Genomic DNA, 22,722 nt, shown 5'->3' with positions numbered 1-22,722 from the left:
GCTACCGCCCTTAGAGAACTGCTTTCGGGTAGGAACCCAGCACTTTGAGTGCCACTGCTTCCTGACTGATCTTTTCCAGCACACCCTTGATCAACGGATCACGGTGGTGGCCGACGAAGTCGATGAAGAACACGTAGGTCCATTTACCGCTGCGCGAAGGACGCGTCTCGATTCGCGTCAGGTCGATGCCGTTGTCGTGGAACGGCACCAGCAACTCGTGAAGTGCGCCGGGCTTGTTGCTCATGGAGACGATGATCGACGTCTTGTCGTCGCCGGTCGGCGGCACTTCCTGGCTGCCGATCATAAGGAATCGCGTGGAGTTATCCGGGCGATCCTCGATTTTCTCGGCCAGACGGGTCAGCCCGTACAAGCCTGCCGCCATGTCGCCGGCAATCGCCGCCGAGTTCCACTCACCCTTGACCCGCTTGGCCGCTTCGGCGTTGCTGGACACCGCCACGCGCTCGACATTCGGGTAATGGGCGTCCAGCCACTTGCGGCACTGGGCCAGGGACTGGGCGTGGGAATAGATACGGCTGATGCTATCGGTCTTGGTGTTTTCCCCGACCAACAGGTGGTGGTGAATCCGCAACTCGACTTCGCCACAGATCACCATGTCGTGTTCGAGGAAGCTGTCGAGGGTGTGGTTGACCGCGCCCTCGGTGGAGTTTTCCACCGGGACCACGCCAAAGTTCACCGCACCGGCCGCCACTTCACGGAACACTTCGTCGATCGCTGCCATCGGCTTGCTGATCACGGCGTGACCGAAGTGCTTCATCGCGGCGGCCTGGGTGAAGGTGCCTTCAGGGCCGAGGTACGCCACTTTCAACGGCTGCTCGAGGGCCAGGCACGAGGACATGATTTCGCGGAACAGCCGCGCCATCTCTTCGTTGCCCAGCGGCCCCTTGTTGCGCTCCATGACACGCTTGAGCACCTGAGCCTCACGCTCAGGACGATAGAACACCGGCACTTCGCCTTCGGCCAGCGAGGCCATCTTTACTCGCGCAACTTCCTGGGCGCAGCGTGCGCGCTCACTGATCAGCTCCAGGACTTTCTCGTCCAGGGCATCAATGCGCAGGCGCAGTGCCTTGAGTTCTTGCTCAGACATTAGCCGTGTTCCTTCTCGAACTCTGCCATGTACGAAATCAGTGCGTTGACCGCAACGATGTCGACGGCGTTATAGATGGAGGCACGCATGCCACCCACGGAACGGTGACCCTTGAGGTTCAACAGGCCACGCTCGTCGGCACCGGCCAGGAATGGCTTGTCGAGACGGTCGTCAGCCAGGCGGAACGGCACGTTCATCCACGAGCGATCCGACTTGTTGATCGGGTTGCTGTACAAGCCGCTGGCGTCGATGAAGTCGTACAGCGTGCGCTGTTTCACTTCGTTGAGCTTGCCGATGGCTTCAACACCACCCTGCTCTTTCAGCCACTCGAACACCAGACCCGAGAGGTACCAGGCCAGGGTTGGCGGGGTGTTGTACATCGAGCCGTTGTCGGCCGCGACCTTGTAGTTGAGCATGGTCGGGCACAGGGAACGGGCGTGACCCAGCAGGTCTTCGCGAACGATGTTGACGACGATGCCGCTCGGGCCGATGTTCTTCTGGGCGCCGGCGTAGATCATGCCAAAGCGCGAAACATCGATCGGACGCGAGAGAATGTCGGAAGACATGTCGGCCACCAGCGGAACATCACCGGTTTCCGGAACCCAATTGAATTCCAGGCCGCCGATGGTTTCGTTCGGCGCGTAGTGAACGTAGGCCGCATCTTTCGACAGCTTCCATTCGTTCTGACCGGGAATAGCGAAATAGTCGTAAGGCTTGGCGGTAGCGGCAACGTTGACGTTTCCGTAGCGCGAAGCTTCTTCGATGGCTTTCTGCGACCAGATACCGGTATCGATATAGTCGGCGGTGCCGCTTTCCGGCAACAGGTTCAGAGGAATCTGAGCAAATTGCTGGCTGGCGCCACCTTGCAGAAACAGCACTTTATAGTTCGAGGGGATATTCAGCAGATCACGCAGATCCTGCTCGGCCTTGCTGGCGATGGACACGAACTCATCGCTGCGATGGCTCATTTCCATAACCGACAGGCCCTTGCCGTGCCAATCAAGGAGTTCACCCTGGGCGCGCTGCAGGACAGCTTCGGGAAGTGCCGCAGGACCGGCACAGAAGTTATAGGCTCTCTTGCTCACATCCAATCTCGCTCTGATTTGGTGGTAATCACGCAATAAATCACAACATCAATCGACACAGGGGTCCCTGCTGAAGCACAGCTTTTGTGGGAGTGAGCCTGCTCGCGATGCAGGCGCCCGCGGTATGTCTGAAACTTCGCGGTGATGCGATCGCGAGCAGGCTCACTCCTACAGAGATCTCCATGGGTGTCGATATTTCTTTACGGACAAACAACAAGGGGGCGAATTCTCATCCGCCCCCCGCTTGTCCGCTTATTCCTGCGGTTCTTCGTCAGCGGCGGCGTCGAGTTGCTGATCTTCAACAACGTCGTCGATCACGACTTCGCCGTCGAACACTGCACCCTCTTCACCTTCTTCCAGCTCTTCACCTTCGACTTCCGACGGCTCCTGAACCCGCTCCAGACCTACCAGCGTTTCATCGCTGGCCAGTTTGATGAGGGTCACGCCCTGGGTGTTACGACCCAGACTGGAGACTTCGTCGACGCGAGTACGAACCAGAGTGCCCTGGTCGGAAATCAGCATGATTTCCTCGCCGTCGAGCACCTGGACTGCACCGACCAGACGGCCGTTACGGTCGTTGCTGACCATGGCGATAACGCCCTGACCGCCACGTTTGTACTCAGGAAACTCGGTGATCGCCGTGCGTTTGCCGAAACCACGGGCCGAAGCAGTGAGGATCTGGCTGCCTTCTTCCGGGATCAGCATGGAAATCAGCTTCTGGCCTTCCGGCAGACGCATGCCGCGGACACCGCGAGCGGTACGGCCCATGGCGCGAACGTCGGTTTCCTTGAAGCGAGTGACCTTGCCGCCGTCGGAGAACAGCATGACTTCGCGCTCGCCATCGGTAATGGCGGCAGAGATCAGTACGTCACCTTCGTCCAGCTCCAGCGCGATCAGACCGACGCTGCGTTGACGGCTGAAGGATTCCAGCGGGGTCTTCTTCACGGTGCCTTTGGCAGTGGCCATGAAGATGAAGTGACCTTCGGTGTACTCGTCGACCGGCAGCATGGTGGTGATGTATTCATCACTGTCCAGCGGCAGCAGGTTGACCAGCGGACGACCACGGGCCGCGCGGGAGGCTTCCGGGATTTCGTAGGTTTTCAGCCAGTACACTTTGCCTTTGCTGGAGAACAGCAGCAGCGTGGTGTGGCTGTTGGCGACCAGCAGGTGAGCGATGTAGTCCTCATCCTTGACGCCGGTAGCCGATTTTCCTTTACCGCCACGACGCTGAGCCTGGTACGCAGCCAATGGCTGGGTCTTGGCATAGCCACCGTGGGAAATGGTCACGACGCGCTCTTCTTCCGGGATCATGTCACCCAGGGTCAGGTCGAGACGGGCATCAAGAATTTCGGTGCGACGCACGTCGCCGTATTCGGCGCGGATCACTTCCAGCTCTTCGCGGATCACTTCCATCAGGCGCGTGGCGCTGCTGAGGATGCGGATCAGCTCGCCGATCTGGTTGAGGATCTCTTGATACTCGGCCAGCAGCTTTTCGTGTTCCAGTCCGGTCAGACGGTGCAGACGCAGTTCCAGAATGGCTTGCGCCTGTTCTGGCGACAGGAAGTACTTGCCTTCGCGCAGACCGTATTGCGGGTCCAGGGTCTCTGGACGGCACGAATCGGCACCGGCACGCTCAACCATCGCGACCACGGCGGAAGATTCCCACGCCGTCTTGATCAGCGCTTCCTTGGCTTCCGACGGCGTTGGCGAGGCTTTGATCAGAGCGATGACCGGGTCGATGTTCGACAGGGCAACCGCTTGGCCTTCCAGAATGTGACCACGTTCGCGGGCTTTACGCAGTTCGAACACGGTACGGCGGGTAACGACTTCGCGACGGTGACGAACGAAGGCTTCCAGCAGGTCCTTGAGGTTCAGGATCCGCGGACGGCCGTCGATCAGCGCGACGATGTTGATACCGAACACCGCTTGCAGCTGGGTCTGGGCGTAGAGGTTGTTGAGAATCACCTCAGGCACTTCGCCACGACGCAGTTCGATCACGACGCGCATACCGTCCTTGTCGGACTCGTCGCGCAGTTCGGTGATGCCTTCGAGTTTCTTCTCTTTTACCAGCTCGGCGATCTTCTCGATCAGACGGGCCTTGTTCAGCTGGTAAGGGAGTTCGGTGATGACGATCTGCTGACGGCCACCGACCTTGTCGATGTCTTCGATCATCGAGCGGGCGCGCATGTAAATGCGGCCACGACCGGTGCGGTAGGCTTCGATGATGCCGGCGCGACCGTTGATGATCGCGGCGGTCGGGAAGTCCGGACCGGGGATGTATTGCATCAGCTCATCGATGGTCAACTCAGGGTTGTCGATGAGTGCCAGGCAACCGTCGATGACTTCACCGAGGTTGTGCGGCGGGATGTTGGTCGCCATGCCCACGGCGATACCGCTGGAGCCGTTGACCAACAGGTTGGGAATACGGGTCGGCATGACCGCCGGGATCATTTCGGTGCCGTCGTAGTTCGGCACCCAGTCCACGGTTTCTTTGTGCAGGTCAGCCAGCAACTCGTGCGCCAGCTTGGTCATGCGCACTTCGGTGTATCGCATGGCCGCGGCGTTGTCGCCGTCCACGGAACCGAAGTTGCCCTGACCGTCTACCAGCAGGTAACGCAGCGAGAATGGCTGCGCCATCCGAACGATGGTGTCGTACACCGCGGTATCACCGTGAGGGTGATACTTACCGATCACGTCACCGACAACACGGGCAGATTTCTTGTACGGCTTGTTGAAGTCGTTGCCCAGCTCGCTCATCGCGAACAGCACACGCCGGTGCACGGGCTTCAAGCCATCGCGCGCATCCGGCAGTGCCCGCCCGACAATTACGCTCATCGCGTAGTCGAGGTAGGACTGCTTCAGCTCGTCTTCGATATTGACCGGGAGGATTTCTTTGGCCAGTTCGCCCATGAGAAGCCTGATTCCTTTTTCTGGTGAAACTTCGTCACATCCATATGGGACGAACGAAGCTCGCCGCTGCAGGCTTAGTGCCATGCACCGACTTACGACAAATCAACGAGTTATGCCATGGATCTGCGCAGTAAAGGCAGCCACATCGGGCTACCTTGGAAACCGCCGGATGTTATCACAATCGCCGCCACGCACCTATCCCCCTGATGCGCATGGAGCATAGTTAGTTGACCGGTGACAGGCTTGAAGGGGACGAGAGAGGCTTAGAGCCGTCACAACCCCATATTTTCAAGCGAAATACGGGGCTTCAGGGGTGGTAGATCGTGTCATCGTTCTTCGCGGGCAAGCCTCGCTCCTACAGATCGAGCGAACCTGTAGGAGCGAGGCTTGCCCGCGAAGGCGATTTATCTGACAACAAATACTGTCAATGCAGACGTTTTCGGCACATCAACTGCGCCATTTTCGCAGTATCCGGGCGCTCGACGATGCCTTTTTCGGTGACGATCGCATCGATCAGGTCAGCCGGGGTCACGTCGAATACCGGGTTGAACGCATCGACATCCGCCCCGACCCGCTTGCCGCCGACTTCCAGCAACTCGCGACCATCGCGTTCTTCAATCGGAATGTCATCACCGCTGGCCAGGTTCATGTCGATGGTCGAGCTCGGCGCCACCACCATGAAACGCACGCCGTGGTGCATGGCGTTCACCGCCAGCTGATAGGTGCCGATCTTATTGGCCACGTCGCCATTGGCGGTGATCCGGTCAGCGCCGACGATTACCCAGGTAATGCCCTTGGTCTTCATGATGTGGGCGGCGGCGGAGTCCGCGTTGAGCGTCACGGGAATGCCTTCGTTGGCCAGTTCCCATGCGGTCAGCCGCGAACCTTGCAGCCAGGGACGGGTTTCGTCGGCATAGACGCGCTCGACCATGCCTTCAATGAACGCGCCACGAATCACGCCAAGTGCCGTGCCAAAGCCGCCGGTGGCCAGAGCGCCGGTATTGCAGTGGGTCAGAATCGCCTGGGCGTTGCCCTGATGCTTGCGGATAAGGTCCACACCCAGTTGCGCCATGGTCAGGTTGGCTTCGCGATCACTCTCGTGAATGGCGATAGCCTCTGCTTCCAGCACCGGCAGCGGATCGGCGTGATGTTTCAGACGCTCAAGCCGGTCACGCATGCGGCCGAGGGCCCAGAACAGGTTGACCGCGGTCGGACGGGAATCGGCCAGCAGCGCGAAATCCTCTTCCAGCGCCGCCTGCCAGTCACCGCCTTCGGCAAACCGTGCACGGGCCGCCAGCACAACACCATAAGCGGCAGTGATGCCAATCGCCGGCGCGCCGCGCACTACCATCGAACGAATGGCCTCGGCAACGCCAGCAGCGCTGGTGTAGGCGATCCAGGTTTCCTCGAACGGCAAAATACGCTGATCCAGCAGGTAAAGGGCATCATCACGCCAATCGATGGCCTTCACCTTCTCCGCAGCCAACAGTCGATCGCGCATCTGTCACCCCGTACTCATGAACAAAAGCCGTCGATTATAGCGATCCCCCTGCGAAGACGCTCGGGTATACTTCGCCATCCTTTACAAAAGCTCTGGAACCGATTCTCGATGCCGAACACTGCCGCTGCGCTCGACTTGCTATTGCTGCCGACCTGGCTGGTACCCGTCGAACCCGCTGGCGTTGTCCTCAAAGAGCACGCCCTGGGCATCCGCGACGGACGCATCGTATTCATCGGCCCACGCTCGGCTGCGCTGAAGCTTAACGCAACCGAAGTCCGCGAACTGCCGGACATATTGCTCTGCCCCGGTTTGATCAATGCCCACGGGCATGCAGCGATGACGCTGTTCCGTGGCCTGGCCGATGATCTGCCCCTGATGACCTGGCTGGAGAACCACATCTGGCCGGCCGAAGCCAAGTGGGTCGATGAAGCTTTTGTACGTGACGGCACCGATCTGGCGATCGCCGAGCAGATCAAAGGTGGCATCACCTGTTTCTCTGACATGTATTTCTTCCCGAAGGTTGCCAGCGAGCGCGTCCATAACAGCGGCATTCGCGCGCAAATCGCGATTCCGATCCTCGATTTCCCGATCCCGGGCGCCAGCACGGCGGATGAAGCCATTCGTCAGGGCGTCGAATTATTTGGCGATCTCAAGCACCACGAGCGCATCAAAGTCGCCTTCGGCCCCCATGCACCCTACACGGTGGGCGACGAGAACCTGGAGAAAATCCGGGTGATCACCGAAGAACTGGACGCCTCGATCCACATGCACGTGCATGAAACGGCTCATGAAGTGCAGCAGTCCGTCGAGCAGCGCGGCGAACGCCCGTTGGCCCGTCTCGGTCGCTTGGGTTTGTTGGGACCGCGCTTCCAGGCCGTCCACATGACTCAGATCAGCGACGAAGACCTGGTGCTGCTGGTAGAAAGCAACACCAACGTGATTCATTGCCCGGAATCCAACCTGAAGCTGGCCAGCGGGTTCTGCCCGGTGGAGCGCTTGTGGCAGGCTGGCGTCAATGTGGCGGTCGGCACCGATGGTGCGGCCAGCAACAATGACCTGGACCTGCTCGGCGAAACCCGCACCGCCGCTTTACTGGCCAAAGCCGTCGCCGGCTCGGCCACTGCGCTGGATGCCCATCGCGCCTTGCGCATGGCCACGCTCAATGGCGCCCGCGCGCTGGGCATTGAATCCGAAGTGGGATCGCTGGAAGTCGGCAAAGCGGCAGATATCGTCGCATTCGACCTCTCCGGCCTGGCGCAGCAACCGGTCTACGACCCGGTTTCGCAGCTTATATATGCCACCGGCCGTGATTGCGTGAAACACCTTTGGGTCGCCGGCAAGCAACTGCTCGACGACCGTCGCCTGACTCGCCTGGATGAACAACAGCTGTGCGCCACCGCCAAGGCCTGGGGCCAGCGCATCAGCGGCCATACCGAATCGTAAGCCCCCCGGACTCACCGCCGGGGCAACAGGATTTTTCAAGTTTTAGAGGACTTAACCATGAGCAACGTCGACTACGCCGAAATCGCCAAATTCGAAGCCCTGGCCCATCGCTGGTGGGACCGCGAAAGCGAGTTCAAACCGCTGCACGACATCAACCCGCTGCGGGTCAACTGGATTGACGAGCGGGTCAACCTGGCCGGCAAGAAAGTCCTCGACGTCGGTTGCGGCGGCGGCATCCTCAGCGAAGCCATGGCCCAGCGCGGCGCTACCGTGATGGGCATCGACATGGGCGAAGCGCCGCTGGCGGTCGCGCAACTGCATCAACTGGAATCGGGTGTGAGCGTCGAATACCGGCAGATCACCGCCGAAGCCCTGGCAGAAGAAATGCCTGAGCAGTTCGACGTGGTCACGTGCCTGGAAATGCTCGAACACGTGCCAGATCCATCCTCGGTGATCCGCGCCTGCTTCCGCATGGTCAAACCCGGTGGCCAGGTGTTCTTCTCCACCATCAACCGCAACCCGAAGGCGTACCTGTTCGCCATTGTCGGCGCGGAATACATCATGAAGCTGCTGCCGCGCGGCACCCACGATTTCAAGAAATTCATCCGCCCGTCCGAGCTGGGTGCCTGGAGCCGCATGGCCGGCCTGACCGTCAAGGACATCATCGGCCTGACCTACAACCCGCTGACCAAGCACTACAAACTGGCCTCCGACGTGGACGTCAACTACATGATCCAGACCCTGCGCGAGGAGTAAGCCGATGCGTATCAGAGCAGTTCTTTTCGACATGGACGGCACCCTGCTCGACACCGCGCCGGACTTCATTGCGATCTGTCAGGCGATGCGCGCCGATCGCGGCTTGCCGCCAATGAACGACAAACACATTCGCGACGAGATCTCCGGCGGCGCCAAGGCGATGGTCGCCGTGACCTTCTCCATGGACCCGGAATCACCGGGTTTCGAGGAATTACGCCTGGAGTTTCTGGAGCGTTACCTCGCCGGTTGCGCGGTTCACAGCAAACTCTTCGACGGCATGGGCGAACTGCTGGCCGACATCGAGAAGGCCAACCTGATCTGGGGCGTGGTTACCAACAAGCCGCTGCGGTTCGCCGAGCCGATCATGCAGCAACTTGGGCTGGCCGAGCGCTCGGCGCTGCTGATCTGCCCGGACCATGTGAAGAACAGCAAACCTGACCCCGAGCCGTTGATCCTGGCGTGCAAAATGCTCGACCTGGATCCGGCCAGCGTGCTGTTTGTGGGTGATGACTTGCGCGATATCGAATCCGGTCGCGATGCCGGCACCAAGACGGCCGCCGTGACCTACGGCTACATTCATCCGGACGATAACCCGCGGCATTGGGGCGCGGATGTGGTGGTCGATCATCCGCTGGAGTTGCGCAAGGTACTGGATAGCGCCTTGTGTGGCTGCTGATTACAGAGGCTTTTGTGGCGAGGGAGCTTGCTCCCGCTGGGGCGCGAAGCGTCCCCTCTATCTATAACAGCATTCTGATCAGGTAGACCGCACTTGCTGGTTTTACGGCTGCTTCGCACCCGAGCGGGAGCAAGCTCCCTCGCCACAGTTCCGGTGTCCGTCTTAATAGTGTTGAGGGTTTTTTATGTTTGATTATTCCGCCCGCCCAGAACTGCTCAAGGACCGGGTCATCCTGGTCACCGGTGCTGGCCGTGGCATCGGCGCCGCCGCCGCGAAAACCTTTGCCGCGCACGGTGCCACAGTGCTGTTGCTGGGCAAGACCGAAGCCAACCTGACTCAGGTCTACGACGAAATCGAAGCCGCCGGCCATCCACAACCGGCCGTGATCCCGTTCAACCTGGAAACCGCCCTGCCCCATCAATACGATGAGCTGGCAGCGATGATCGAAACCGAATTCGGCCATCTCGACGGTTTGCTGCACAACGCGTCGATCATTGGCCCGCGTACGCCGATCGAGCAACTGTCCGGCGAAAACTTCATGCGTGTCATGCACGTCAACGTCAACGCCATGTTCATGCTCACCAGCACCCTGCTGCCGCTGCTCAAGCTGTCCCAGGACGCCTCGGTGGTGTTCACCTCCAGCAGCGTCGGCCGCAAGGGTCGTGCGTATTGGGGCGCATATGGCGTATCCAAGTTCGCCACCGAAGGCTTGATGCAAACCCTGGCCGATGAGGTCGACACCGTGGCACCGGTGCGCTCCAACAGCATCAACCCGGGCGCCACACGCACCAGCATGCGCGCCCAGGCTTACCCGGGTGAAAACCCGCTGAACAACCCGACGCCCGAGGAGATCATGCCGGTCTACCTCTACCTGATGGGTCCGGACAGCACCGGCATCAATGGCCAGGCGTTCAACGCTCAGTAACGCCCGCGCGTCGCTTTTATGCCGCGACGGCTTCTCGTCGCGGCATTCGAAGTGCGTCGCAACCACACCGTCGGCAAGTCAAACAACTGTCACCGTTTTCGGGAAAAAATTCAAAAGAACATTCAACGCATTGATTTATAACGTTTTTTATTAGACTGAACTGATGGCACGACTTTCGCTCTAAATTTGCTCAGACACGCAGTGTGAAAGCAAACGGGCGGACGCCTGAGCCGATGAGTTACTCATCCTCGGCAAAGCGGACTAAACTTGCGCCAAACGTCCTACGGGACTGATGGATCAGTATGACGCGCAGCCCAAAGCCGCTCTCACCCAGCCTGTAAGACAGCCTTACTGCTTAGGGGCGCACGCCATATGAAATCACCTTCCCAGACCAACGCAATTGACTTCGATGTTGCCAAATTGCAACGCCTGGGCTTTGGTCAGCAGGTTCCCCTTCGGGAGAGGCCTGTCAACCTTGCGCAGCTACGCCAGAAGTTGAGCCTGCAGCTACAAACCAGTCTCGAGCCGCAACGCATTCTTGGGCTCTTTTTCCGCGAGATTCAACGACTTGTACCGCTCGACGCCTTGATCTACCAGCACAAGGTCAGCGATTTGCGCCTGGAGTTCGGCCTTCACGGCCATCACTCGATCAGCTACAACCTCAGCCATGAAGGCGAGCACCTGGGTGAACTGATATTCCGCCGCAATCATCGCTTCAGTGAGCAGGAACAAGGCAACCTCGAGTCGCTGCTGTCCGCATTGATGTATCCGATGCGCAATGCCCTGCTCTACCGCGCCGCGACCCAAAGTGCCTTGCGTGATCCGCTCACGGACACCGGCAACCGCATTGCCATGGATCAGACCCTGCAACGGGAAGTCGAGATGTCGCGTCGGCATCTGCAACCCTTGTCGCTGCTGATGCTGGACATCGATCACTTCAAACACATCAACGACAACCACGGGCACAGCGCCGGGGATGGCGTGCTTAAGGCCGTTGCTGCCTCGATCAAAAACCAGTTGCGTAACGTGGACATGGTCTTCCGCTTTGGTGGCGAGGAATTCATGATCCTGCTTTCCAACACGACTCGTGATGCGGCAGCCATGATCGGCGAGCGGCTACGATTTGCGGTGCAAACAGAGGAATATTCGGCCGACGGCCATGCGATCGAGCTGACGGTCAGCCTTGGCTGCTCGACGCTATTGCCCGGCGAGTCTGCCGACAGCCTGTTGCGACGAGCCGACAGTGCGTTGTATGTGGCCAAGCGCGAGGGGCGCAACCGGTTGGCGATGGCGGGTTGAACGCCCGGCGCGGGCACGCTTGGTTAGCGGCCCGCAGCGAAAGGCGTTAGCGCACAGCGCCGCGTAATTCCCCCACCAACCCTTGCAGCCGGGCTGGTTCTGCCGCCTCAACCGACACCGCAGGCCCTGCCACCAACGTCACCCGTGACCATAACCGGCGAAACACGCCCTTTTGCGGATCGCGGCTGAAGAAGCTCCCCCACAAACCCTGCAATGCCAACGGAATCACCGGCACCGGCGTCTCCTCGAGAATCCGCGTCAGCCCGCCCTTGAACTCGTTGATCTCGCCATCGGCGGTCAATTTTCCCTCAGGGAAGATGCACACCAACTCGCCGTCCTTCAGATACTGAGCAATGCGCGTGAAGGCTTTTTCGTAGATCTGAATGTCTTCCTGACGCCCCGCGATCGGAATGGTCCCGGCCGTGCGGAAGATGAAGTTCAGCACTGGCAAGTTGTAGATCTTGTAATACATCACAAAGCGAATCGGCCGACGCACCGCGCCGCCAATCAGCAAGGCATCGACGAAGGACACGTGATTGCACACCAGCAACGCCGCGCCTTCATCGGGAATCAGTTGCAGATTGCGATGCTCCACGCGGTACATGGAATGGCTGAGCAGCCAGATCATGAAGCGCATGCTGAACTCGGGGACGATGCTGAAGATGTAGGCGTTGACGCCGATGTTCAGCAGCGACACCACCAGGAACAGCTGCGGGATCGACAGCTTGACCATGCTCAGCAAGACGATCGAGACAATCGCCGAGACCACCATAAACAGCGCGTTGAGAATATTGTTGGCGGCAATCACCCGCGCCCGCTCGTTCTCGGGGGTACGAGACTGAATCAGCGCGTACAGCGGCACGATGTAGAAACCGCCAAACACCCCAAGCCCCAGAATGTCGATCAACACCAGCCAGGCGTGGCCAAAACCCAGGACTTCGATCCAGCCATGGCCGGTAACGCTGTCCGGAATTCCGCCGGAATGCCACCACAGCAGCAAACCAAACACGGTCAGACCGAAAGAGCCGAACGGCACCAGACCGATCTCGACTTTGCGTCCGGACAGTTTCTCGCAAAGCATCGAACCGAGTGCGATACCGACCGAGAACACCGTAAGAATCAGCGTCACCACGGTTTCGTCGCCGTGCATCCACTCCTTGGCATAGGCCGGGATCTGCGTCAGATAAATCGCCCCGACAAACCAGAACCACGAGTTGCCGACAATCGAGCGCGACACTGCGGGGGTCTGCCCCAAGCCCAGTTTCAATGTGGCCCAGGACTGGCTGAAAATGTTCCAGTTCAGACGCATTTCCGGGGAGGCGGCCGCGGCCCGTGGAATGCTGCGGCTGGCCAGATAGCCAAGCACCGCAACACCGATGATCGCCGTGGAGACGATCGGCGCGTAATGACTGGAGGACATCATGATCCCGGCGCCGATGGTCCCGGCGAGGATCGCCAGGAAGGTGCCCATTTCCACCAGGCCGTTGCCACCCACCAGTTCTTCGTCATGCAAGGCCTGGGGCAGGATCGAATATTTCACCGGCCCGAACAGCGCTGAGTGCGTGCCCATGGCAAACAGCGCCACCAGCATCAGCGACAGGTGATCGAACATGAATCCGACCGCACCCACCGCCATGATGGCGATTTCCCCAAGCTTGATCAGACGAATCAGCGCGTCCTTGGCGAACTTTTCCCCGAACTGCCCGGCCAGCGCCGAGAACAGGAAGAACGGCAGGATGAACAGCAGCGCACACAGGTTGACCCAGATCGAGCGGTCACCGTCGATGGTCAGCTTGTAGAGAATGGCAAGGATCAGCGACTGCTTGAAGATGTTGTCGTTGAACGCCCCGAGCGATTGCGTGACGAAGAACGGCAGGAAGCGCCGGGTGCGAAGCAAGGTGAACTGTGAGGGGTGACTCATCTTCCGTGTGTCCCTGATCTTGGGTAGAGAGTGGCGTGGATGCAGTGATTGGAATATCCAACGACGATCCAGGCCACACATTACCTAAAAGTTGCAGGTTATTTCTTTAAACCTGCAATGCACGGCGAGACAAATAGCTCGCCCCGCCAGGCGCCCTGCACTGTCCGTTTCGCGACGATCAGCCACATCACCGCCAGCAACACCACCAGCACGCAGCCGAAGGCGCTGAAAAATGTCAGATTCAAGGTGCTGGCCAGTTTCAACGTCGCCAGGGAATAGACGCCCAACGGGAAGGTGAAGCCCCACCAGCCGAGGTTGAAAGGGATGCCGACGCGCAGGTAACGCAGGGTGATGAGCACCGCGATCAACATCCACCACAGACCAAAGCCCCACAGGGTGATTCCGGCCACCAACCCTAGCCCTGCGGCGATTTCACCGATGCCCGGCAGGCCGTTGGCAGCGAAGATCGCCGGCGCGTCGGCGCCCAACAGCAACATGCCCAGCGCCCCGGTGCCAATCGGGCCAAGCGCCAGCCAGCTGGAGGCGGCCATGTTTTCGTGGGGCAGCTTATGCAGCGCCATGCGCAGCAACAGAATGGTCAGAATGCTGAACGCCACCGGTAGGGAAAATGCCCAAAGCACGTAGCTGGTCACCAGTACCACCAGTTGCGAATGGGCATCCGCCAGATGCGGCGCCAGCAGACCACCGCTGGCGGCCGCCACTTCTGCTGCCACCACTGGCAACAGCCAGACGGCGGTCATCTGGTCGATGCTGTGTTCCTGACGGGTGAACATCAGGTAGGGAATCAGCACGCCACACGCCACGGACATCGCCACATCCAGCCACCACAACACCTCGGCGACATCAATCACGCCCTCGCCCCAACGCGGCAGACCGAACACCAGGAAACCATTAATGATGGTCGCCAGGCCCATGGGGATGGTGCCAAAAAACATCGAAACCGTGGAGTGACCGAAAATCCGCCGCGCTTCATCGAAAAACAGCGCCCAACGTGCGGCGTATAGCGCAGTGAACAAAACGAACAGCACGATATTGAACAGCCAAAAGGCTTCGGCAATCGCATGCAAACCGGCATTTGCGCCTGGCAGCTGCGCCAGCGCCAACGCCAGCACACCGGTGCCCATGGTGGCGGCGAACCAGTTCGGCGTGAACTGGCGGATGACTTCACGCGGATGCTGCAAATGACTGAAAGGTTTGAAACCGGCCGGGGCGGTGTTGGGGCATGTCATGGTGAACTCCTGTCCTCTGTTGAGGTGGAGCTCATGGTAGATCTGAATCGAATATCGATATAACGGGTAATATCTCTAACTGTTATCTGTTTTGCAGATATAGCGTCAGACGCTGCCTTCAGTCTCGATCACCAGGATTCTCGCCGCACCCTGCGGATGAGCAACGTGTTCGGTACCTACATCGGCATAGAAGATATCGCCTACACCCAACATCACCTCTTTCTCCTGTCCTTCTTCGCGATAACGCATCTGCACGATGCCATCCAGCACCACAAACACTTCTTGCCCATCATTGATGTGCCATCTATAGGGCTGATCGGTCCAGTGCAAACGCGTGGTGATGCCGTTCATGTTGGCGATATCCAAAGCGCCCCAGGCACGGTCAGCGGTGAAGGATTTGCTGCGGATGATGTTCATGCGTCGGTCCGTCGAAAAGTATGGCGGTGCCAAGGCTAACGGTCATCGAACATCGGCGCCACAGACTTTCATGGACTGCTGACGCATCAACGCAAACAGAGCGCCGACCGAGAGAATAATCAGCACCGCACCGTAACCATCGGTGGTGGCCACCAGCCCGAAGGTCCGGGTCAAGTTCCCGGCCAGCAACGATGGCAAGCAGAACGCCAGATAACTGAGCACGTAGTAAGCCGACATCAACCCTGCCCGTTCATGGGGTAAGGCCAGCGGCACGACGCTGCGCAACGCACCGAGGAAACCGGCACCGAAACCGCACCCGGCCACCAGCGTACCGACGAAAAACAGCGTAAGGCTGGCGCTGTGCACTGCCATCAGAATCAGCGCGACGCCGGCGGGCAGCAGACTGCCGCCTAATCGCAAAACCTTGTCGGCCGGCCGATCGCGCAGGGTGTAGATCATCAACGCGCCGGTCACCGTCAACACAGCCACCGTCGCACCGCCAATCAGATTTGAGGTCGATCCGGTGGCGGTGCGCACCAACGACGGGGCCAAAGAGGCGTAAAAACCACCGAGCGCCCACACCGCGATGTTGATCGGCAGCACCAGCCACAACGCACGCCGCGCCTGAATCGGCACATGCAGTGTCGGACGCAGCGAGGCCCAGGCTCCCGGCTGGGGGCTGACGCTTTCCGGCAAACGCCAGACGTACAGCGCTTGCATCACAAACAGCGCGAACAGCACCCAATAGGTCAACTGCAACGGCAACGGCGCAAACTCGGCCAACAAACCGCAGCCCATGGCGCCCGACGCCATGCCCAGCAATGGCGCGACGCTGTTGACCAGCGGACCTTTATGGCGATCAGTGTCCAGTAGCGCCGCACTCAGTACGGCAGTGGCCATCCCCGTCGCAAAACCTTGAAGCACTCGTGCGCTGATCAACCAGGCGACACTGTCTGCGTTGATAAACAACAGCATCGCCAGCATGTTCAACATCACAGCGGTGAAGATCACCGGTTTGCGCCCCAGGTAATCCGAGAGCGAACCGACCGTGAGCAATGCCGCCAGCAAGCTGATGGCGTACACGCCGAAAATCAGGGTCAGGGTCGCTGCCGAGAATTGCAGGTGCTCTTGGTACAAGTGATACAACGGCGTCGGCGCCGTGGACGCCGCAAGAAAACTGAGTAAGGTGATCGCCAGGAACCACAGGCTTGAACGATTAGACGCTGAACTGGACATGAGCACTCCACAAAAGCTAATTTTTTGCTTTTGCGGAGTGTGCGACTGGCTGACGCTTAAAGCAAATTCTTTGTGTTAAGGTCCGATGCATGGCAATTAAAGAAGGTTTACGCCCGGGCGGCCGCAGTGCCCGGGTGCAAGAGTCGGTTCATTCGGCAGTCCGCGATCTCCTCAAAGAGCAGGACCGCGCCACCGTGACCGTCCCGCAAATCGCTGCGCGTGCCGGCGTCACACCGTCGACCATCTACCGGCGCTGGGGCGATTTGTCGGTGTTGTTGGCGGACGTCGCCCTCGCCCGCATGCGCCCCGAGAGCGAGCCGGCCAATACCGGCAGCCTGCGTGGTGACGTGCGCGCCTGGGCCGAGCAGTATCTGGACGAGATGAGTTCCGAGCCCGGCCGCAACATCTTGCGCGACGTGCAATGCAGCACCACACCGGCCCTTTGCGCGACGATCATTGGCGGGCAGCTGCAGACGATTCTGGATCGTTACCCCGATCAGCCGAAGCCGAACGTTGATCGGCTGATCAACATGGTGGCTGCGCCGACGGTGTTTCGTATCCTGTTTTCAGTGGCGCCGCTGGAGGTTGAGGAATTGCATCGGTTGATCGAGATTGCTTTGAATCAGTGAGGCCAGCATAAACAGCAAAGATCCAACTGATACAAAGCCTGCGACACCCCGCCGCGCCGCGACCTTGGTCGACACTGACTAACCCCTGCCATCGTGCGAGACTGTCTGTCCGGGCGGGAGTCCCGGGTGTCTTTTGTCAGGAGTTCCCATGTCGCTGTCCAGCGGGCTGATCGCCGCCGTCGCCCTGGCCTATATGGCCATCATGTTCGCCATCGCCTTCTACGGCGACCGTCGCAGCACGCCGTTGCCGCCGCGAGTGCGCGCCTGGGTGTACAGCTTGTCGCTGGCTGTCTATTGCACCAGCTGGACCTTCTTTGGCGCCGTGGGCCAGGCCGCTGAACAGCTCTGGTCTTTCCTGCCGATCTACCTCGGGCCGATCCTGCTGCTGGTGTGCGCACCGTGGGTCCTGCAAAAAATGGTGATGATCAGCAAGCAGGAGAACATCACCTCCATTGCCGACTTCATCGCCGCGCGTTATGGCAAATCCCAATCGTTGGCCGTAGTGGTGGCACTGATCTGCCTGGTCGGCGTGCTGCCCTACATCGCGCTGCAACTCAAGGGCATCGTGCTCGGGGTGAACCTGTTGATCGGCGCCGGTGCCGACGCCATGGGCACTCGCGCCCAGGACACGGCGCTGATCGTGTCGCTGGTGCTGGCTCTGTTCACCATCGTCTTCGGTACCCGCAACCTCGACGCCACGGAACACCACCGCGGCATGGTGCTGGCGATTGCATTCGAATCGCTGGTCAAGCTGTTCGCTTTTCTCGCGGTCGGCGCGTTCGTGACCTACGGCCTGTACGACGGTTTCGACGACCTGTTCGACCAGGCCATGCTCGCTCCGCGCCTCGAAGAGTATTGGAAGGAGACCATTAACTGGCCGTCGATGGTGGTGCAGACCGGCGTAGCAATGATGGCCATCATCTGCCTGCCCCGGCAGTTCCACGTGACCGTGGTGGAGAACATCGACCCTCAGGATCTGCGCCTGGCCAAATGGGTGTTTCCAGCCTATCTGGCGCTGGCGGCACTGTTCGTCGTGCCCATCGCCCTTGCCGGTCAAATGATGCTGCCAAGTTCGGTGCTGCCGGACTCTTTTGTCATCAGCCTGCCGCTCGCCCAATCCCATCCTGCCTTGGCGATGCTGGCATTTATCGGTGGCGCCTCGGCGGCAACCGGTATGGTGATTGTTGCCAGCGTGGCGCTGTCGACCATGGTCTCCAACGACATGTTGTTGCCATGGTTGCTGCGGCGTAACAACGCCGAGCGGCCGTTCGAAGTGTTCCGCCAGTGGATGCTCTCGGTACGCCGAGTGAGCATTGTGGTGATTCTGCTGCTGGCCTACGTCAGTTATCGCCTGCTCGGCTCGACGGCGAGCCTGGCGACCATCGGCCAGATCGCCTTCGCCGCCGTGACCCAACTGGCCCCGGCCATGCTCGGCGCGCTGTACTGGAAACAGGCCAACCGCCGCGGTGTGTTCGCCGGCCTCGCCGCCGGGACATTCCTCTGGTTCTACACCCTGATCCTGCCGATAGCGGCCCATAGCCTGGGCCTGTCCCTGAGCAGTTTCCCCGGACTGGCATGGCTGCACAGCAACCCGCTGAACCTGCCGCTTACCCCGCTGACCCAAGGCGTGATGTTGTCGCTGGCGGCCAACTTCACACTGTTCGCCTGGGTGTCGGTGCTGTCACGCACGAGGGTTTCGGAACATTGGCAGGCGGGTCGCTTCATCGGTCAAGAAATCAGCGCCCGCCCGAGCGCCCGTTCGATGCTGTCGGTGCAGATCGACGATTTGTTGCAACTGGCCGCACGCTTCGTCGGCGAAGAACGCGCCCGTCAGAGCTTTATCCGCTTCGCCTACCGTCAGGGCAAAGGCTTTAACCCGAACCAAAACGCCGATGGTGAATGGATCGCCCATACCGAACGTTTGCTGGCCGGTGTGCTGGGTGCTTCTTCGACCCGAGCGGTGGTAAAAGCTGCCATCGAAGGTAGGGAAATGCAGCTTGAGGACGTCGTCCGAATCGCCGACGAAGCCTCGGAAGTGCTGCAGTTCAACCGTGCGCTGCTGCAAGGCGCGATCGAGAACATCACCCAAGGCATCAGCGTGGTCGACCAGTCGCTGAAACTGGTGGCCTGGAACCGGCGCTACCTGGAGCTGTTCAACTACCCGGATGGACTGATCAGGCTTGGCCGCCCGATTGCCGACATCATTCGCTACAACGCCGAACGTGGCCTGTGCGGCCCCGGCGAGGCCGAGGTGCATGTCGCACGGCGCTTGCACTGGATGCGTCAGGGCCGCGCCCATACTTCTGAAAGACTTTTCCCCAATGGCCGTGTGATCGAACTGATCGGCAACCCGATGCCGGGCGGCGGTTTCGTCATGAGTTTCACCGACATCACCGCGTTCCGCGAGGCTGAGCAGGCGCTGACCGAAGCCAACGAGGGCCTGGAACGTCGGGTCACCGAGCGGACCCACGAACTGTCGCAACTCAACGTCGCCCTGACCGAAGCCAAGGGCACCGCGGAGTCGGCCAACCAGTCGAAAACCCGTTTCCTGGCGGCGGTCAGTCACGACTTGATGCAACCGTTGAACGCTGCGCGACTGTTCTCGGCCGCCCTTTCCCACCAAGACGACGGCCTCTCCGGTGAAGCGCAGAAACTGGTCCATCATCTGGACACGTCACTGCGTTCGGCCGAGGACTTGATCAGCGACCTGCTGGACATTTCCCGCCTGGAAAACGGCAAGATCAACCCTGATCCCAAACCGTTCGTGCTCAATGAGATGTTCGACGTCCTCGGTGCCGAGTTCAAGGCGCTGGCCCACGACCAGGGGCTGAAATTCCGCGTCAGGGGCAGTACGTTGCGCGTCGACAGTGACGTCAAACTGCTGCGACGAATCCTACAGAACTTCCTGACCAATGCCTTCCGCTATGCCAAAGGGCCGGTGCTGCTGGGAGTTCGCCGACGCAAGGGCGAGTTGTGCCTGGAAGTCTGGGACCGTGGCCCGGGCATTCCTGTGGATAAACAGCAGGTCATTTTCGAAGAATTCAAACGTCTCGACAGCCACCAGACGCGCGCTGAAAAAGGCCTGGGGCTGGGCCTGGCGATCGCCGACGGGCTGTGTCGCGTGCTGGGCCATACCTTGCGCGTACGCTCCTGGCCGGGGCGCGGCAGCGTGTTCAGCGTCAGTGTGCCGTTGGCTCGTGCTCAAGCCGCCCTGCCGGCGAAGACCGCCGAGCTCAATGGAAAGTTACTGAGCGGCTCGCAGGTGCTGTGCATCGACAACGAAGACAGCATCCTGATCGGCATGAACAGTTTGCTCACGCGCTGGGGTTGTCAGGTCTGGACGGCGCGCAATCGCGACGAATGCGCGGCGCTGCTCAGCGACGGGATGCGACCGCAATTGGCGCTGGTGGATTACCACCTGGACGATGGCGAGACCGGGACCGAACTGATGGCATGGCTGCGAACCCGATTGGGTGAGCCAGTGCCAGGGGTAGTGATCAGTGCCGATGCGCGACCGGAGACGGTGGCCCAAGTGCATGCGGCGGGGCTGGACTACCTGGCCAAACCAGTGAAGCCGGCGGCGTTGCGGGCGTTGCTGAGTCGGCATTTGCCGTTGTAGCGTCAAAATCAAAAGATCTTATTCTGGCAACTCGGCCAACCCATCCACATCGGTCATCGCCCGCTCCAGCAAGTCTGCCGGCAGGCTCTTGCTCGCTCGCGCGCCAAGCAACTTGAGCTGCTCGCTGCGGCTGACCAGATTGCCGCGGCCTTCTGTCAGCTTGTTGCGTGCCGAGCTGTAGGCCTTATCCAGTTGCTGTAAGCGATTGCCGACTTCATCCAGATCCTGGATGAACAACACAAACTTGTCGTACAGCCACCCGGCCCGCTCGGCGATTTCCCGGGCGTTCTGGCTCTGGCGCTCCTGCTTCCACAGGCTGTCGATGACGCGCAGGGTCGCCAGCAACGTGGTCGGGCTGACGATCACGATGTTGCGGTCGAAGGCCTCTTGGAACAGCGTCGGCTCAGCCTGCAATGCGGCGGAAAACGCCGCTTCGATCGGTACGAAGAGCAGGACGAAATCCAGACTGTGCAAACCGTCGAGACGCTTGTAGTCCTTGCCGGCCAGCCCTTTGACGTGAGTGCGCAGGGACAGCACATGCTGCTTGATGGCGATCTGGCCGATGGCATCGTCTTCGGCCGCGACGTATTGCTGATAGGCCGTGAGGCTGACCTTGGAGTCGACCACCACCTGTTTGTCGCCCGGCAAATAAATGATCACGTCCGGCTGGAAACGCTCACCGTCCGGGCCCTTGAGGTTGACCTGGGTCTGATACTCGCGCCCCTTTTCCAGGCCGGCGTGTTCAAGCACTCGTTCAAGAATCAGCTCACCCCAGTTGCCTTGGGTTTTCTGGCCTTTCAAGGCGCGGGTCAGGTTCGTGGCTTCGTCGCTCAGGCGCAAGTTCAGCTGTTGCAGCCGCTCCAGTTCCTTGGCCAGGGAAAAACGCTCGCGGGCTTCAGCCTGATAGCTTTCTTCAACGCGTTTTTCGAAGGACTGGATGCGTTCTTTCAACGGATCGAGCAACTGACCGAGGCGTTGTTGACTGGTTTCGGCAAAGCGCTGCTCGCGCTCGTCGAAGATTTTGCCGGCCAGCTCGGCGAACTGCGCTCGCAGCTCGTCTCGCGAGCCCTGCAGGTCGTTGAGGCGCTGCTGATGGCTTTCCTGCTGCTCACGCAGCTCGGCGTTGAGCGAAGCGGCTTGGGCGTCCAGACGACGCAACTCAGCCTCTTTGCCGGCGCGCTCCAGATTCCAGGCGTGGGCGGCATCGCGGGCATCGTCACGTTCGATCTGCAGCAATTCGACTTCACGGCGCACGGCGGCCAGGTCTGCTTGTTTGGCGGCGTTGGCTTGGCCCAGATCACCTATTTCATCGCGACAGGCTTCAAGCTGGGCGTTCAATCCGTCCTGAGCCAGATGGGCCATGGCCAGGCGTTCTTCCAGCAGTGCAACGTCTGACTGCGTGGCGCTCGCTCGCCGCTGAAGTTGCCAGGCCAGTACCAATAACGGCAGCGCAGCACCCGCCAGACCGAGCAATGCGCTGGTCAAGTCCATAGCCATAGCCACTCCTGCCAATGAAATAAAGCTTGAAGGTTAACCAAGGCGTCAGGTCTTGGACAGCTCAGTCTTCGATCAGACCCAGTTCCTGCTGGGCGCGCCGATCCCCTGCCCGCGCGGCCGAACGCAAAAGGTCCTGGCCGATACGGCGATCCCGGGCATTCCCGCATTCACGGCACATCAGCTGACCGAGACGGCTTTGCGCGGCCACGACCCCTTCACGGGCTGGCTGCTTGAGCAAACGTCCGGCGAAGTGTTTGACGTTGGGGTTTTCGCCCAGACGCGGGCTGTCCAGCAGCCACTCGGCCACACGCATCGAAAAGCGCTTGGGCGGGGTAATGCCGGGAGGTGTGGAGGTTGCAGAGACTGATACTGAGCGAAACTTCATAAAGCACTGTGGGGCAGATCGGAAGGCGCGCCACTCTACTCTTTTTTTCTTACAGGTAAAGTCTAAAA

17 protein-coding genes are annotated in these 22,722 nt (G+C 60.1%); 7 read left to right on the top strand and 10 right to left on the bottom strand.

Going from position 1 to position 22,722, the window contains the following annotated elements; genetic code table 11:
* Positions 1 to 10: 10 nt before the first annotated feature.
* From pheA to mtnA, 4 genes are all read right to left on the bottom strand, one after another.
* Complete coding sequence (gene pheA, locus ABH912_RS29765; protein WP_033055815.1) at positions 11 to 1,105, bottom strand: prephenate dehydratase; 1,095 nt, start codon at positions 1,103 to 1,105, stop codon at positions 11 to 13.
* A complete protein-coding gene (gene serC, locus ABH912_RS29760) occupies positions 1,105 to 2,190 on the bottom strand; it encodes a 3-phosphoserine/phosphohydroxythreonine transaminase (RefSeq protein WP_429512447.1) in 1,086 nt (361 codons plus the stop codon). Before serC ends, pheA begins: the two co-directional genes overlap by 1 nt.
* A 252-nt stretch (positions 2,191 to 2,442) precedes the next feature.
* Positions 2,443 to 5,100, bottom strand: coding sequence for a DNA gyrase subunit A (gyrA, locus tag ABH912_RS29755; protein WP_008148713.1), 2,658 nt, complete (start codon positions 5,098 to 5,100; stop codon positions 2,443 to 2,445).
* Positions 5,101 to 5,524: 424 nt separating this feature from the next.
* Entirely contained in the window at positions 5,525 to 6,601 is a 1,077-nt protein-coding gene (gene mtnA, locus ABH912_RS29750; RefSeq protein WP_033055818.1) for an S-methyl-5-thioribose-1-phosphate isomerase, read from the bottom strand.
* Positions 6,602 to 6,709: 108 nt separating this feature from the next.
* Here mtnA and ABH912_RS29745 point away from each other — a divergent pair, with 108 nt between their 5' ends.
* The 5 genes from ABH912_RS29745 to ABH912_RS29725 all read left to right on the top strand — a co-directional run bounded on the left by ABH912_RS29745 (position 6,710) and on the right by ABH912_RS29725 (position 11,700).
* Entirely contained in the window at positions 6,710 to 8,044 is a 1,335-nt protein-coding gene (locus tag ABH912_RS29745) for a TRZ/ATZ family hydrolase (protein WP_429512445.1), read from the top strand.
* 57 nt (positions 8,045 to 8,101) lie between these two features.
* Positions 8,102 to 8,800: a bifunctional 2-polyprenyl-6-hydroxyphenol methylase/3-demethylubiquinol 3-O-methyltransferase UbiG gene (gene ubiG / locus ABH912_RS29740; RefSeq protein WP_033055822.1), complete on the top strand. Its 699-nt coding sequence runs from the start codon at positions 8,102 to 8,104 to the stop codon at positions 8,798 to 8,800.
* A gap of 4 nt (positions 8,801 to 8,804) precedes the next feature.
* Entirely contained in the window at positions 8,805 to 9,476 is a 672-nt protein-coding gene (mupP, locus tag ABH912_RS29735) for an N-acetylmuramic acid 6-phosphate phosphatase MupP (RefSeq protein ID WP_033055824.1), read from the top strand.
* A 184-nt stretch (positions 9,477 to 9,660) separates the two neighbouring features.
* Positions 9,661 to 10,401 carry a YciK family oxidoreductase gene (locus tag ABH912_RS29730; protein ID WP_033055825.1) on the top strand — a complete coding sequence of 247 codons (741 nt, stop codon included), beginning with the start codon at positions 9,661 to 9,663 and terminating at the stop codon, positions 10,399 to 10,401.
* Between the two features lie 372 nt (positions 10,402 to 10,773).
* Positions 10,774 to 11,700 (top strand): GGDEF domain-containing protein, encoded by a 927-nt coding sequence (locus ABH912_RS29725; RefSeq protein WP_033055826.1) that lies wholly within the window; start codon positions 10,774 to 10,776, stop codon positions 11,698 to 11,700.
* Positions 11,701 to 11,746: 46 nt separating this feature from the next.
* On the opposite strand, the gene ABH912_RS29720 is transcribed toward ABH912_RS29725, so the two are convergent.
* The 4 genes from ABH912_RS29720 to ABH912_RS29705 form a co-directional block, all read right to left on the bottom strand.
* Entirely contained in the window at positions 11,747 to 13,621 is a 1,875-nt protein-coding gene (locus tag ABH912_RS29720; protein WP_033055828.1) for an MFS transporter, read from the bottom strand.
* Between the two features lie 98 nt (positions 13,622 to 13,719).
* On the bottom strand, positions 13,720 to 14,871 hold the full coding sequence (locus ABH912_RS29715) for a TDT family transporter (RefSeq protein ID WP_429512442.1): 1,152 nt from the start codon (positions 14,869 to 14,871) through the stop codon (positions 13,720 to 13,722).
* Between the two features lie 105 nt (positions 14,872 to 14,976).
* Positions 14,977 to 15,288, bottom strand: a complete 312-nt coding sequence (locus ABH912_RS29710; protein WP_429512441.1) for a cupin — start codon at positions 15,286 to 15,288, stop codon at positions 14,977 to 14,979.
* A 42-nt stretch (positions 15,289 to 15,330) separates the two neighbouring features.
* Positions 15,331 to 16,524, bottom strand: a complete 1,194-nt coding sequence (locus ABH912_RS29705; protein WP_429512439.1) for an MFS transporter — start codon at positions 16,522 to 16,524, stop codon at positions 15,331 to 15,333.
* Positions 16,525 to 16,613: 89 nt separating this feature from the next.
* On the opposite strand from ABH912_RS29705, the gene ABH912_RS29700 reads away from it, so the two are divergent.
* Positions 16,614 to 17,153 (top strand): TetR/AcrR family transcriptional regulator, encoded by a 540-nt coding sequence (locus ABH912_RS29700; RefSeq protein ID WP_429512437.1) that lies wholly within the window; start codon positions 16,614 to 16,616, stop codon positions 17,151 to 17,153.
* Positions 17,154 to 17,301: 148 nt separating this feature from the next.
* Positions 17,302 to 20,772 carry a hybrid sensor histidine kinase/response regulator gene (locus tag ABH912_RS29695; RefSeq protein WP_429512435.1) on the top strand — a complete coding sequence of 1,157 codons (3,471 nt, stop codon included), beginning with the start codon at positions 17,302 to 17,304 and terminating at the stop codon, positions 20,770 to 20,772.
* 18 nt (positions 20,773 to 20,790) lie between these two features.
* Here the strand turns inward: ABH912_RS29695 and rmuC are convergent, their stop codons facing one another.
* A complete protein-coding gene (gene rmuC / locus ABH912_RS29690; RefSeq protein ID WP_197281727.1) occupies positions 20,791 to 22,155 on the bottom strand; it encodes a DNA recombination protein RmuC in 1,365 nt (454 codons plus the stop codon).
* A 175-nt stretch (positions 22,156 to 22,330) separates the two neighbouring features.
* Positions 22,331 to 22,654, bottom strand: a complete 324-nt coding sequence (locus ABH912_RS29685) for a sel1 repeat family protein (RefSeq protein WP_081757437.1) — start codon at positions 22,652 to 22,654, stop codon at positions 22,331 to 22,333.
* Between the last annotated feature and the right edge of the window lie 68 nt (positions 22,655 to 22,722).

Source organism: Pseudomonas sp. BT76 TE3572, assembly GCF_050435365.1.
Lineage (GTDB): Bacteria > Pseudomonadota > Gammaproteobacteria > Pseudomonadales > Pseudomonadaceae > Aquipseudomonas > Aquipseudomonas fluorescens_W.
This window is presented reverse-complemented; position numbering and strand designations above follow the sequence as displayed.